Source organism: Enterococcus sp. AZ035 (assembly GCF_050548325.1).
GTDB classification, from domain to species: domain Bacteria; phylum Bacillota; class Bacilli; order Lactobacillales; family Enterococcaceae; genus Enterococcus; species Enterococcus faecalis.
The window spans coordinates 2,163,993-2,176,569 of sequence record NZ_CP172958.1 but is presented as its reverse complement, the minus strand read 5'-3'; the positions used below and the strand labels follow the sequence as shown (position 1 = coordinate 2,176,569).

General features: G+C 37.6%; 15 protein-coding genes. 9 read left to right on the top strand and 6 right to left on the bottom strand.

Annotated elements, in window-relative coordinates:
• Positions 1–31 precede the first annotated feature (31 nt).
• The 4 genes from recX to IGL32_RS10335 all read left to right on the top strand — a co-directional run bounded on the left by recX (position 32) and on the right by IGL32_RS10335 (position 3,934).
• Entirely contained in the window at positions 32–832 is an 801-nt protein-coding gene (gene recX, locus IGL32_RS10350; RefSeq protein WP_085443910.1) for a recombination regulator RecX, read from the top strand.
• Positions 822–2,006: an A/G-specific adenine glycosylase gene (mutY, locus tag IGL32_RS10345; RefSeq protein ID WP_033599077.1), complete on the top strand. Its 1,185-nt coding sequence runs from the start codon at positions 822–824 to the stop codon at positions 2,004–2,006. Before recX ends, mutY begins: the two co-directional genes overlap by 11 nt.
• 180 nt (positions 2,007–2,186) lie before the next feature.
• Positions 2,187–3,311 carry an LCP family protein gene (locus tag IGL32_RS10340; protein ID WP_002356443.1) on the top strand — a complete coding sequence of 375 codons (1,125 nt, stop codon included), beginning with the start codon at positions 2,187–2,189 and terminating at the stop codon, positions 3,309–3,311.
• A gap of 137 nt (positions 3,312–3,448) precedes the next feature.
• On the top strand, positions 3,449–3,934 hold the full coding sequence (locus IGL32_RS10335; RefSeq protein WP_002356444.1) for a hypothetical protein: 486 nt from the start codon (positions 3,449–3,451) through the stop codon (positions 3,932–3,934).
• A gap of 44 nt (positions 3,935–3,978) precedes the next feature.
• On the opposite strand, the gene IGL32_RS10330 is transcribed toward IGL32_RS10335, so the two are convergent.
• The 4 genes from IGL32_RS10330 to IGL32_RS10315 all read right to left on the bottom strand — a co-directional run bounded on the left by IGL32_RS10330 (position 3,979) and on the right by IGL32_RS10315 (position 7,391).
• Complete coding sequence (locus IGL32_RS10330) at positions 3,979–4,503, bottom strand: GNAT family N-acetyltransferase (protein WP_002356445.1); 525 nt, start codon at positions 4,501–4,503, stop codon at positions 3,979–3,981.
• Positions 4,504–4,519: 16 nt separating this feature from the next.
• A complete protein-coding gene (locus tag IGL32_RS10325) occupies positions 4,520–5,359 on the bottom strand; it encodes an NUDIX domain-containing protein (RefSeq protein ID WP_002384084.1) in 840 nt (279 codons plus the stop codon).
• 144 nt (positions 5,360–5,503) lie between these two features.
• Positions 5,504–6,691 (bottom strand): toxic anion resistance protein, encoded by a 1,188-nt coding sequence (locus IGL32_RS10320; RefSeq protein ID WP_002356447.1) that lies wholly within the window; start codon positions 6,689–6,691, stop codon positions 5,504–5,506.
• 19 nt (positions 6,692–6,710) lie between these two features.
• Complete coding sequence (locus IGL32_RS10315) at positions 6,711–7,391, bottom strand: 5-bromo-4-chloroindolyl phosphate hydrolysis family protein (RefSeq protein WP_002356448.1); 681 nt, start codon at positions 7,389–7,391, stop codon at positions 6,711–6,713.
• A gap of 402 nt (positions 7,392–7,793) precedes the next feature.
• Here IGL32_RS10315 and IGL32_RS10310 point away from each other — a divergent pair, with 402 nt between their 5' ends.
• The 3 genes from IGL32_RS10310 to IGL32_RS10300 are packed head-to-tail and all read left to right on the top strand — an operon-like array spanning position 7,794 to position 9,382.
• Entirely contained in the window at positions 7,794–8,378 is a 585-nt protein-coding gene (locus tag IGL32_RS10310; protein ID WP_002356449.1) for an NUDIX hydrolase, read from the top strand.
• A complete protein-coding gene (gene macP, locus IGL32_RS10305) occupies positions 8,375–8,671 on the top strand; it encodes a cell wall synthase accessory phosphoprotein MacP (protein ID WP_002356451.1) in 297 nt (98 codons plus the stop codon). The genes IGL32_RS10310 and macP overlap by 4 nt, the downstream gene beginning before the upstream one ends.
• Before the next feature lie 15 nt (positions 8,672–8,686).
• Positions 8,687–9,382: a 5'-methylthioadenosine/adenosylhomocysteine nucleosidase gene (locus IGL32_RS10300; RefSeq protein ID WP_002356454.1), complete on the top strand. Its 696-nt coding sequence runs from the start codon at positions 8,687–8,689 to the stop codon at positions 9,380–9,382.
• A gap of 66 nt (positions 9,383–9,448) precedes the next feature.
• On the opposite strand, the gene IGL32_RS10295 is transcribed toward IGL32_RS10300, so the two are convergent.
• Both IGL32_RS10295 and IGL32_RS10290 read right to left on the bottom strand, forming a co-directional pair.
• Positions 9,449–9,715 carry a GIY-YIG nuclease family protein gene (locus IGL32_RS10295; protein WP_002356455.1) on the bottom strand — a complete coding sequence of 89 codons (267 nt, stop codon included), beginning with the start codon at positions 9,713–9,715 and terminating at the stop codon, positions 9,449–9,451.
• Positions 9,705–10,439, bottom strand: coding sequence for a tRNA1(Val) (adenine(37)-N6)-methyltransferase (locus IGL32_RS10290; RefSeq protein ID WP_002356457.1), 735 nt, complete (start codon positions 10,437–10,439; stop codon positions 9,705–9,707). The genes IGL32_RS10295 and IGL32_RS10290 overlap by 11 nt, the downstream gene beginning before the upstream one ends.
• A gap of 188 nt (positions 10,440–10,627) precedes the next feature.
• On the opposite strand from IGL32_RS10290, the gene IGL32_RS10285 reads away from it, so the two are divergent.
• Together IGL32_RS10285 and IGL32_RS10280 are read left to right on the top strand one after the other, a co-directional pair.
• Positions 10,628–11,254: a lysophospholipid acyltransferase family protein gene (locus IGL32_RS10285; RefSeq protein WP_002356461.1), complete on the top strand. Its 627-nt coding sequence runs from the start codon at positions 10,628–10,630 to the stop codon at positions 11,252–11,254.
• A 51-nt stretch (positions 11,255–11,305) separates the two neighbouring features.
• Positions 11,306–12,574: an exonuclease SbcCD subunit D gene (locus IGL32_RS10280; protein ID WP_197080443.1), complete on the top strand. Its 1,269-nt coding sequence runs from the start codon at positions 11,306–11,308 to the stop codon at positions 12,572–12,574.
• Positions 12,575–12,577: the final 3 nt, after the last annotated feature.

The window sequence follows — 12,577 nt, the reverse complement described above, 5'->3', positions numbered from 1 at the left end:
ATGTTCTGATTTAGAGGGGCAGGAGAATAAGATGACAACAATCACACGAATTAGTAAAGATAAAGGTGAATTTTATCTACTTTGGCTATCTTCAGGCGAAAAACTGCGTGTCTCGGAAGATATTTTAGTACGGCAGCGTCTGCTAAAAGGCCAAGAGTTATCAGATACTTTAATAGAAGAAATAAAAAAAGCCAGTTCTTATGATGTCGGGTTACAAATGGCGATGAATTATTTAAGCTATCAATTACGTTCAAAGAAAGAGATTTTTACTTATTTAAAAGAGAAAGAAATTGAACCTGAAGATCGAGTAAAAATCGTTCAACGTTTAGAAGAGCTGCGGTTGTTGGATGATGCAATTTTTAGTGAAAGTTACGTACGGACAGCTATGCGAACCAGTGATAAAGGACCACGAAATGTGGCACAACAATTAAAGCAAAAAGGCATTAGTGAAGAAGATATTCAGCATGGCTTGACCTTTTATATGTTAGATGAACAACTTAATGTTGCCACAGCAACTGCAGAAAAAGCCATGAAACGCTATCGAACTAAAAGTTTTAAAGATGCACTTCAGAAAACGCGTCTGCATCTGATGCAAAAGGGCTTTACAAATGAAATCATTGATCTAGCTTTGGAATCTTTAGCTTTTGAAAAGGACGAAGAACAAGAACAACAAGCGTTAAACAAGGAAGGCGAACGTTTATGGCGTGCCAATCAGCGATTTGATTTTTCTAAAAAAGTCCAAAAAGTCAAACAAAGCTTATTCCAAAAAGGGTTTGACTATGATTTGATTCAGCAATTTATTAGCGAAAAGGAAGTAGAACATGACGAATAAAGAGCCTTGGGAGGCGTGGAGTCCCGAAAAAGTTAGTTCATTCCAGGAAGATTTTTTAGCTTGGTATGAACGAGAAAAACGCAATTTACCTTGGCGAGCGAATACAGATGCATATCGTATTTGGATTTCTGAAATTATGCTACAACAAACTCGCGTAGATACAGTCATTGATTATTTTTATCGATTTATGGAATGGTTTCCGACGATTCAAGATTTAGCGGAAGCGCCAGATGATAAGTTGTTGAAAGCTTGGGAAGGGTTAGGTTACTATTCACGAGCGCGTAATTTAAAAGTGGCAGCGCAACAGATTGTTTCAGAATTTGGTGGGAAAATGCCTGACACAATCGAAGATATTCGGAGTTTAAAAGGAATCGGCCCCTATACGGCTGGTGCGATTGGCAGTATTGCCTTTAATCTCCCCGAACCAGCAATTGACGGTAACGTCATGCGGGTAGTGAGCCGTTTATTTGAAATTGATGCAGATATTGCAAAAGCGAGTAGTCGTAAAGTATTTGAAGCGGCGATGCTTAAAATCATCGATCGTGAGCGTCCAGGGGATTTTAATCAAGCTTTAATGGATCTAGGCTCAGCCGTCTGCACCCCAACTTCCCCTAAGTGTGAAAGTTGTCCGCTTCAGCAATATTGTGCGGCCTATCAGGCAGATAAAATGACCGCTTATCCAGTCAAATCAAAAAAAGTTAAGCCGAAAGATGTGTATTATGTCGGCACTATTATTGAAAATAAAAAGCAAGAATTTTTATTAGAACAACGCCCTGAAACCGGTTTGTTAGCCAATATGTGGCTGTTTCCGATTGAAGAAATTAGCAAAAAACAATTTCAACAATTGCAAAAACTGGCGCAACCAGCAGAAACGGAAAAACAATTAACTTTAGAGTTAGAGCCTGTAACAGAGCCTTTGGTCGCTGAAGAACCTGTCAGCTTTTTTACGGACTATGAAACAGTTGTCTGGCAAAAACGTGCCTTAGGCGAAGTCGTTCATATTTTCAGTCATTTAAAATGGCATATCTTAGTCTTTTATGGCCGAAATACAGGCGAATTAGCCACACTAGAGTCGCAGCGATGGGTGGCAGCACAACAATTTTCAGACTATGTTTTTCCAAAACCACAGCAAAAAATGGTGGAATTGTTCAAAAAAGAACACAAAAATAAATAACAAAAAAGAGAGGCTTATAAACAAACAAGCCTCTCTTTTTTGTTTCCTCTAGGTTATACCCCTATATAAATTCTGCTATGTTTAGTTTTGAAGGGGACTGGTAAGATAGACTTGTCTCTTGTCTGTTTAGAGGAGTAGTAATGATGGTGGAGACTTTTCAAGAGAGAGGAAGTACAGCCAATGAGTAGGAAGCGAAAAATCAGCTTAATTAGTTTAGTCATCATTTTGGTTTTTGTCACAGTCGGCTCAGCATACTTTGCTGTAGCGGGTAGCTATTTAAAGAAAACAATTGATAAAGGCTATGTTCCCATAAAAAATGATTATAATGAAGCGCAAAATAAAGATAGTCAATCGTTTTTGATTATGGGGCTAGACAATACAATTGAACGGAAATTAGGCACAACTAGGACTGATGCTATGATGGTGATTACCGTGAATAACAAGACGAAGAAAATAACCTATTTAAGTTTGCCACGGGATAGTTTTGTTCAAATTGATGCGAAAAATTACCAAGGGATGCAGCGAATTGAAGCCGCCTATACCTACGATGGACCAACAGCTTCTGTTAACACAGTTGAGAAATTATTGAATATTCCAATCAATCATTACGTTGTGTTTAACTTTTTATCTTTTATTAAGTTAATTGATGCAGTTGGCGGCATAGATGTCAATGTCAAGCAGGCGTTTGATGGTGTCACCAAAGACGGGCCAGGATCCATTCATTTTGATGCAGGGAAACAGCATTTAGATGGTACGAAAGCTTTATCTTATGCCCGTGAAAGACATAGCGATAACGATATTATGCGTGGATTCCGACAACAAGAAATTATTCAAGCAGTTGAAGACAAGTTGAAATCTGGTCAATCAATCATGAAAATAATGGACATTATTGATTCGTTAAATGGAAACATTCAAACTGATGTGGATTCCAATGAATTGACTCATTTAGTCAAAGAAGGTTTGACTTGGACCAATTATGATAAACAACAGCTTTCTTTTGACTGGCGCACTTTTAGTAATGAAGGGCGCAGTATGGTTGAACTATATCCAGATAGTATTGAAAATGTCCGTCATCAATTACGTGTGTCTTTAAATTTAGAAAAGCCAGATGAACGAGATCAAGACGGCTATGTCTTCCATACGAACGGTGAATTTTTATATCAAAGTGATTATACCGTTCAAGATGAAGCAGCTGAGGAAAACGAAATGACTTCCATCAACGGCAATACGTATATTGGTGTTCCTGGTAATACACAGACCGGTCCGTTGCCATCAGTTAAAACGGAAAATGGCTTTATAAAATAATTTATTTTCCAAGTGTAGAAAATCCGAACATAACAGATTAAATAATCCGCTTACTTATTATTCTTCTAAGGAAAAAACGAAGGATTTTAGCAAGGAAACAGCGTATCATTTGATATAAACCCAACATTCCCTTTATAATGAAAGTAACAAGCAAATTTTTGTTACTTAGAAGGGGAAGGGAGCAAGGAGTTATGTTTAGTTATACAGATACCATTTTGTCAATTATGCAAAGAATTGAAGTATACAACGAAATTTTCAAAGCCATCTCTAAAGAAGTTCAAGAATACGGTTGTAATCAGGCTGCACATCGGAGAGGCCGTGACACTTATATGTTTTGCCGAAATAATGTGAATCGTTTTTTTACAGAAGAAATGATGTTTCGTAAAAATTTAGAGCCGTATTATGATAAAGAAGCAACGAAAATCTTGCTAGAAGGATTAGATACGTATAAAGAAGGAGTATTTTTCTGGTTAGAGGCATTAAGTGAATCTTGCCAAGTGACAGATGAATTGAAATATCAATTAGGAATCCGCCAAAAAGAATCCTCTTATTTATTAATTAATCAAGCTTGTAAAGAAGCCTGTGAGGGCATTCAAAGCGCTCATAGTGTTCATAAGATGTAAAAAGTTAGGGATAGCTGTCAATCTGGCAGTTATCCCTAACTTTTTTATTTCAATATCATCTGATAAGCATAACGTTCGCCATCGTTAACATCTAAAATCACGTCACCTTGATAAACAAAGCCAGCTTTTTTAATCAGGTGCTGCATGGCGAGATTTTGTGGATGTGTATCGATTCGAATATCAGTAGCACCTTGCAAACGAGCGGCTGTAACCAGTGAGCGCAAAAGCACCAAGGCCAGTCCTTGACCTTGAAAGGAACTTTTTAAAGCAACACGATGAATTGCCGTATACGTAGTTTGAGAATGAGGTTGCCAAGAACCATTAAAAATCGCTTCATAAGCAGGATCAATCTCCGAACATAAAACACCAACGCCTGCCAAGGTATCCTCAACCATTAAAATATAGCAAGTTTGCTGGTCGATATCTTTTGCTAAAATTTCTTGATTCGGGCCATCACCGTTTTGCCATTGGGGAATGCCACTTTTTTGTAAGGTGCGGCGTCCATCTTCAATGATAGCAAGGATGTCAGGCAAATCAGAAGGTTCTGCTTTTCTTAAGTAAACAGTCAAAAAATATTCCCTCCTCTTAGAAACCTGTTGTTGTTTTCAATTGGTAAATTTTTGAAGGGCGGCCAATGCCAACGGGACGTTCACCTAACTCTTCAAAATATTGTGTCATGGCTTTTTTAAAATTTGAATGGTCAATGCTGCGATAATCAACGCCGAGGAACTTCGCAAAAACTTTACGGGCTTCCGTAATGGTGAAATCTTTTCCTAAGACTTGAAGCACTTGCGGTTCATGTTCCATTTTATCAACAACACGATTAAACGCCTTAATTATAATTTCACTATGGTCGAAGGCTAATGTATCTTTACCAAGAGAGGCCGCTGTTTTCAAGTCTAAAGTAATTTCCACATCTTCATGAGATAACGTGATATGTTGACCATGCCGTTCAAGATTGAACCAATGGACTTCTTTGGCATCGTCGCCAGCAATTAAAGGTTCTTCACCAATAAAGGCTAAATAGCTGACTGTCACGACCCAGCCACGAGGATCACGATCTGGGCGACTAAAGCTGTGTAATTGTTCAATATTTTCTTGAGAAATCACCACACCAGTTTCCTCTTTTGTTTCTCTTAAAACACTATCTTCAGTAGATTCGTTGCGATTAACAAAACCGCCAGGAAGCGCCCATGAGTTTCTAAAGGGGTGACCTTTACGTTGAATCAGTAAGACTTTTAATTGATCAGCTTCCTTGTTGTAACAAAGAAGAACCATATCAACGGTTAAAGAGGGTTTTTCATATTCAGGTAATTCTTGTTGATGATACCAAGTTAAAAACTCTGCTAAGCTAGCTTGGCGTTCATAATAATTTTTTTCTTCCGCTTTAGAAGCAAATTGTGGCACAATTGCTCCTCCTTTCAAAAAGAAACATGGTTTTCTTTTATTGTATCATTAAGTGGCTGAAATACAATATTCAAGCGTAAAAAGAAAAGCAAGCCTGGGACAAAAATCACTTTGGATTTTTGTCCCAGGCTTGTACTATAAGAAGTTTGTTCTAGACGTTATTTATTGTGTTAATTCTAATAATTTATTTTTCAAATCTTCTTCCATATGGCCAAGTTCGATTTCGGCAGCTTGGCGTTTTTCTTTTCCTTCTTGTTGAATACGTAATGTTTCTTGGATAGTTTCAATTAAATCATTTTGTGTTTTTTGTAATGTTTCAATATCGACTAGGCCACGTTCGTTTTCTTTTGCTGTTTCAATTGCAGAAATTTTTAGCATTTCTGAATTTTTCTTCAGTAAGTCATTGGTGGTTTCAGAGACTTGACGTTGAGCAGTCACAGCATCTTTTTGACGGAGTAAGGTCAAGGCGATGACTACTTGGTTTTTCCATAACGGAATCGCCGTATTCACCGATGATTGAATTTTCTCAGCCAAAGCTTGGTTAGTATTTTGAATTAAACGAATTTGTGGGGCTTGTTGAATCGTAATTTGACGAGCCAAGCGTAAATCATGGGTTCTTTTTTCTAAACGGTCTAGGAATTGGTTATAATCATTAACAATTTGGACATCCATTTGATCTCCAGATTCTTCCGCTTTTTTCATGGCTTCAGGAATAATTTGCGTCCGTAGTTCTTCTGCTTTTAATTCCCCAGCGGCAATATAGATGTTTAAGGCATCAAAATAATCTTTATTTTTTTGATACAATTGATCTAACATGGCATTATCTTTTAAAAGACCATCTTTTTCATGGGTTAATTTGACAGCAATTTTGTCAATTTGCGCACCAATTTTTTGATATTTGGCGGTAATTTCGTAAACGGATTGTTTGACTTTACCTAACATTTTTTGAATAAAGTTGCCTTCGCCAGCACGTAATTCATTGGGATTGGCTTCATTTAAACGAAACATTAGATCGGTCAGTGAATCACCAACAGGACCAATGTCTTGTGCTTGAACGTGGTTTAACATCGCTTGCGAAAATTCGCCGAGTTTGATTTGGGCATTTGAACCATAGGTAATTACTGCTTGTGAATCTTGGACATCAATTTTTGAAGCTAATTCTTTTGCTTGGGCTTGACGTTCTTGTGGTAATTTATCAATTAAACGAGGAGCTGCTTGCTGTTCTTTTAACTCAGATAGTTCATTTTGTTGCGTTGGTGTTAGTTCATCCATTGATGAAAATGGATTACTTAATAAATCGTCCAATGTATTGGTTACAGATGTTGTTTCTTTGGGTTGTTGCTCAGTCATTTTTTTTCCTCCCTAATGATTATTGCTGGTCTTCGTTTACTTGAGGTGATTCCTCAGTTGCAGCTTTTTGCGACAAGCTGCTTTTAGCGATCGACATTTCGACATCTAAATCGTCTAAGTCATCGGAAACGATTTCCTCATAATCATTTTTAACTAATTTTGACAATTGGTCAATGATTTGTGCGCTTTCTTCTAATTTTTCATACGTTTGTTTGTTTTTTACTTCATGTTGTTCGATTTCTAAATGCTTACTTGTTAAGTCAACGATATTTGGTAAATGTGTATAGAGAAAGTGATTGGCTAAGTGTAACTTTTTAGGTTCTTTCACTAACTCTTTAAACAGAGCTTTAGAAACCTTCGTTGTATCATTACGTAAGTCAATCGCCCGTAATTTAGTTGAACGATTCATGTTTTCTTGTAATTGTATGATTTGTTTTTTGGCTGTGCTCATTGTACTTCTGAAAAAATCAATTTCTTGTGGAGATAACCCCAACTCACGATAATGGGCTTCTTTATCTTTTGTTAAGTAAGGCATTTGATCGCTCTTGTCGGCGGCATTTTTCTTTTTTCGATAGAGAACGAATACTAAAAAGCCTACCAGAATCACAAAAGCGAAGAAGCCATATTCTCTAGCGACAGCAATGATTAAGGCTCCTAAAAGAATATAGCCAATCAGTAATTTTGTATTTAATTTGTTCATTTATATAGTTCCTCCTATCTATCTAATCCTCGAAAGAGTCAGCTCTCGTTACAATAGTTATTTTAGCATACTCTGTGAGAGAAAAGACATACAGCGGAAGATGTATTTTATGATTTAGTGAAATCCTAAGAAAAAAAGTATAAAATGCAAAAAAAGACCCGTCCTAATTGGGGGTAGGACGGGAAAGGAGTTAAAAATGAAAAAGTGTTTTGTTAGGGTTGTTTGTTGGTATGCTTAAATAATACAAGGAAGTTGTGAATTTTTTATGTCTATTTTTTTTCGAAAATGTAATTTTTTTCTAAAGCAATAAATTTTTTTCTTTGAAAAGGGTTTAACTAGAGAAGAAGGGGTGCGATTTTTATCATTTTAGGGTATGATAAACAAGAAAGGTTGGTGAAAGATATGTTAAATTATGAGGACTTCGAAGAAAAAACACTTCAACGTCGAGAAATTTTTAAAGGAAAGATTATTGATGTTTTTTTGGATGACGTGGCTTTACCGACAGGCGGCACTGCTAAACGCGAATTGGTTTTTCATTCAGGCGCAGTAGCTATGATTCCGTTAACCGCAGAAGGAAAAATCGTCTTAGTTAAACAATTTAGAAAACCCTTGGAACAAGTGATTTTAGAAATTCCAGCGGGAAAAATTGATCCTGGAGAAGAAAATCAACTGGAAACGACGGCTATGCGGGAATTGGAAGAAGAAACTGGGTATCGTGCAGGTCAGCTCACCTACATAAATTCAATGTATCTGTCACCAGGATTTGCTAATGAAAAATTGGCTCTCTATTTGGCAACGGATTTGCAGAAAGTCGAAAATCCGCGTCCTCAAGATGAAGATGAAATCTTGGAACTTTACGAGCTAACAATAGCTGAAGCCAAAGCAGAGGTGGCAAAAGGCACGATTTGTGATGCCAAAACACTTTTTGCTATACAATACTGGGAATTGTATTTACTGCAGAGACAGTTTAAGGAGGACACGCAATGAGCAAAGGTCCGTTAGTCACTCGGACAGAGCTTCGCAAACGCAGAGAAGCAGAAGAAAAAGAAGCGGAACGTCGTCAGCAAGAAGAGCAGAAACTGGCGGAAAAAGCGTATAAGCGAAAAGAAAAAGAAATTTCGACGTTTTATCGTAAAGAAAAGAAAAAACAAAAACCGATCAACAAGTCACGAGTAGGAGAATACTCGAAGCGTCGAGAACGGAGTACTTGGTTAAACAAGGCAATTATTATTGTAGCGATTTTATTAGCCGTTGTGGCGTATATCGTTTTGAATTTATAGAAAAGAGGAATCACTATGAAAATTGGAATTATTGGAGCAATGGATCAAGAGGTCAAAATTCTAAAAGAAAAATTGACAGACACGATGTCATGGGAACGAGCAGGCGCTTTATTTGTTTCTGGTTCGTTAGGAAGACATGAGGTGATTGTGGTTCGTTCAGGAATTGGTAAAGTGGCCTCAGCTGTGACCACGACTTTATTGATTCATCAATATGGCGTAAATATGGTGATTAATACAGGTTCTGCTGGTGGTATCGGTGAAGGACTAAAAGTCGGCGATTTAGTCATTGCAGACAAATTAGCTTACTTTGATGTTGATGTCACTGGTTTTGGTTATGCCTATGGACAATTGCCTGGTGGTGTGCCTTTGTATTTTGAAACAAGTGAATACTTGCGGATGGAAATTGCGAAAGCTGCTGAAAAAACTGGTTTAGCTATTCGTAAAGGATTGATTGTTACTGGAGATACTTTTGTGGATAGCGCTGAGAAAATCGCCAAAATTAAGAAAGAGTTTCCTGAAGCCTTAGCTTGCGAAATGGAAGGCGCAGCAATTGGCCAAGCCGCTTCACAGTTCAATATTCCATTCTTAGTTGTACGGGCAATGAGTGATACAGCAGATGGCGAAGCAACTCAAAGCTTTGACGAATTCATCGATGAAGCTGGGAAAAAATCAGCCGAAATGGTTATTCATTTTGTCGAGAACTTAGTTTAAAAAGAGAAAGAAACAGCCATCATTTCATCAATGAAATGATGGCTGTTTCTTTTTGCTTATTGTCACTTAATGGAAGGTTTTTAAATACTGTTCTTTTTGTTTGCGCGTTAATTTTTTAAAGGCGGCTTCGGCTTTGGTGGCCGCGCTACGTGTTTCAAATTTCTCTGTATGAATCATTTTGACTGGCCGTCGTTTGGCTAATCGAGTATATTTTGCACCAGTTCCGCTATTATGTTCGGTTAATCGACGTTCTGGCTCAGTTGTATAGCCACCGTAAAAGGAACCATCTTGGCAAAGTAAAACATAAAAATAATGGGATTTCTTATTCTCCATACAGCATAGCCTTCATTTCTGCTTCGTATTCGTTCTTCTCATTGTATGTAAAAAGAGGTGGTAACACACGAAAACCGTCTTTTTTGCCTTGCTTAATGCCTTCAATTAGTAAAACATTGGCTTCTTTGCCTGGCTTCGGATAAACAAACCGAGCTTTTTTCGGCGCAATATTGGCGTTTTCCATGGCATGTAAAATATCAAGGAAACGATCAGGACGATGAACCATTGCGAGGCGACCATTTGTTTTTAATAAATCCGCCGACACAGTGACCACTTCTTGAAGAGACGTGTGAATTTCATGACGGGCAATCGCTAAATGCGGGTTTGGATTTTTTTGGCTAGTTGGTCGTTCTTTAAAGTATGGGGGGTTACATAATACTAAATCAACAGAATCTTTTTTGATGACCTCTGTCGCTTGTTTTAAATCACGTTCATACATCGTTACTTGTTTTTCCAATTTATTTAATAGAATACTTCGTTGACCCATATCTGCCAAACGAGGTTGTAATTCGATTTGGTCGATCTTTGCAGCTGTTTTCCGACTAACGAAGAGGCCGACCGCGCCATTGCCAGCACACAAATCGACAATCTTGCCTTTTTTTGGTAGTTGCGGAAAATTAGCCAATAAGACTGCATCAATGGAAAAAGAAAAGACTTCTTTGCTTTGAATAATTTGAATATCATCCGCATATAATTGATCAATCCGTTCGCCGGATAATAACATAGATTAAGAACCTCCAACTTTTCATCTGATTGTTCATGTATTATACTACTTTTAAACCCGTATGACAAAATCTGTTCCCTAGATTAGTGGGGACATGTTATTTCTCTGATTGATAGACGTAAAAAAAGCTTGTCAAAAGGTAGAGCTTTCGGCATACTAGAAAGCGGAGAGAAGAAAGGAAGAAAATTATGTTTTTTACATTTATGCGTGGCGTGGTTCGCGTCATTTTATTTGTGATTAATGGAAATGCACATTATGAAAATAAAGAAAAATTACCAAAAGACCAAAACTATGTCTTAGTTGCGCCGCATCGAACATGGTGGGAACCGCTGTATTTAGCTGTTGCTGGCAGTCCTAAGAAGTTTAGCTTTATGGCAAAAAAAGAGTTGTTTAAAAATCCTGTTTTACGTTTCATTTTAAAACATGCGAATGCGTTTCCAGTGGATCGTGAGAAGCCCGGTCCCAGCGCGATTAAAACACCTGTCAAAATTTTAAAAAATTCTGATTTAAGTTTGATTATGTTCCCTAGTGGCACGCGTCATTCCTCAGAATTAAAAGGCGGGGTAGCCTTGATTGCTAAAATGGGGCGAGTACCTATCGTGCCATCTGTTTATCAAGGTCCGTTAACTTTAAAAGAGTTGTTTAAACGTAAAAAAGTAACGGTTCGTTTTGGGGAGCCAATCGATATTAGCGATATTAAAAAAATGGATAAAGACGGTTTAGCTGAAGTGGAACGTCGGATGCAAGAAGCATTTGATCAGTTAGACAAAGAAATTGATCCAACTTTTAAATATGAATCAACAGAAAAAGAATAAAACAAACCGCTACAAAATAGGAATGTTACTGGCAGGTAGTCTCATCAAAAGATGATGCTCCCTGTCTTTTTTCTTGTGTTAAGAAAAAAGTTTGTTAAAAATCTAATTCTTCTGTCCGATTTTCTTAAAAAATACCAGAAATTTGTTATAATAATAAGAAGGACTTTTTTAGGCGGTGAAAAAATGAAATTTTTACATACAGCAGATTGGCATATTGGCAAAAAATTACATGGTTTTGATTTGTTGGCAGAACAAAGAGAAGCCTTTAAACAAATCTTAGCAATTGCGAAAGAAGAGCAAGTGGATGCTGTTGTGATCGCTGGAGATTTGTATGATCGCTCTGTTCCAGCAGTTGAGGCAGTCGAGATTTTTAATGAAATGATGATTCAAATGAATCTCAAAGAGCATTTCCCCGTGTTAGCTATTTCGGGAAACCATGATAGCAGCACTCGTTTAGAAACAGGAGGCCCTTGGTTTAACCAAACGCAATTTCATTTGAATACGCGTTTAGAACAAGCCTTTCAACCAATTGAAATCGACAATACCCAATTTTATTTGTTGCCTTATTTTGAACCGATTGCGGCTCGCTTATATTTTGAAGATGAAACGATTCGAACGATTCAGGCGGCGATGGAAAAAGTTGTCGCGAAAATGCAGGAATCTTTTCTTCCCAACAAAAAACAAGTGTTAGTTAGTCATTTTTTTGTCGCTGGCAGTGAAAAAACTGATTCTGAAACAAAATTAACAGTGGGTGGTTTGGATGTTGTACCGACGGCTTTGTTAGATCCTTTTGATTACGTTGCGTTGGGCCACTTACATGGAAAAAATGCGTTGCAGGCACCTAATGCTCGATACAGTGGCTCGCCTGTAAAATTTTCTTTATCAGAAATGACACAAGAAAAGGGTGTATGGCTTGTTGAAACAGAAGCTGAAGTTCATTTTCAATTCCGTGCTTTGAAACCATTGCGAGACATTCAACAATTGACGGGCTCGTTTCAGCAGTTAACAGATCCCGCTTTTTATCAAGAAGTGAATCGGGAAAATTATTTACATGTCCAATTAACCGACCGAGCGATTATCCCCAACATGATGAATCAATTGCGAAAAATTTACCCCAAAATTATTGGGCTGGAACGTTTGAATGGTCGAGAAACAAGCAGCGGAAATCAGAAAAACGTGGTACAAATAGAACAACGCTCACCAGAAGAACATCTGCATGACTTTTTTAACGATGTGACAGGAGAGGCCCTGACAGAACAACAAGCACAATGGGTCCAAGAAGAACTGAGTACACTTAATCAATTAGAAAGAGGGAAGTAATAG

Bases quoted from the DNA above. Each gene is read 5' to 3' on its own strand.
- IGL32_RS10280 (WP_197080443.1), top strand. From the start codon at position 11,306: ATGATGCTCCCTGTCTTTTTTCTTGTGTTAAGAAAAAAGTTTGTTAAA.
- IGL32_RS10315 (WP_002356448.1), bottom strand. From the start codon at position 7,391: ATGAACAAATTAAATACAAAATTACTGATTGGCTATATTCTTTTAGGA.
- IGL32_RS10290 (WP_002356457.1), bottom strand. From the start codon at position 10,439: ATGTTATTATCCGGCGAACGGATTGATCAATTATATGCGGATGATATT.
- recX (WP_085443910.1), top strand. From the start codon at position 32: ATGACAACAATCACACGAATTAGTAAAGATAAAGGTGAATTTTATCTA.
- IGL32_RS10285 (WP_002356461.1), top strand. From the start codon at position 10,628: ATGTTTTTTACATTTATGCGTGGCGTGGTTCGCGTCATTTTATTTGTG.
- IGL32_RS10295 (WP_002356455.1), bottom strand. From the start codon at position 9,715: ATGGAGAATAAGAAATCCCATTATTTTTATGTTTTACTTTGCCAAGAT.
- IGL32_RS10300 (WP_002356454.1), top strand. From the start codon at position 8,687: ATGAAAATTGGAATTATTGGAGCAATGGATCAAGAGGTCAAAATTCTA.
- IGL32_RS10310 (WP_002356449.1), top strand. From the start codon at position 7,794: ATGTTAAATTATGAGGACTTCGAAGAAAAAACACTTCAACGTCGAGAA.
- macP (WP_002356451.1), top strand. From the start codon at position 8,375: ATGAGCAAAGGTCCGTTAGTCACTCGGACAGAGCTTCGCAAACGCAGA.
- IGL32_RS10340 (WP_002356443.1), top strand. From the start codon at position 2,187: ATGAGTAGGAAGCGAAAAATCAGCTTAATTAGTTTAGTCATCATTTTG.
- IGL32_RS10320 (WP_002356447.1), bottom strand. From the start codon at position 6,691: ATGACTGAGCAACAACCCAAAGAAACAACATCTGTAACCAATACATTG.
- IGL32_RS10335 (WP_002356444.1), top strand. From the start codon at position 3,449: ATGAAAGTAACAAGCAAATTTTTGTTACTTAGAAGGGGAAGGGAGCAA.
- mutY (WP_033599077.1), top strand. From the start codon at position 822: ATGACGAATAAAGAGCCTTGGGAGGCGTGGAGTCCCGAAAAAGTTAGT.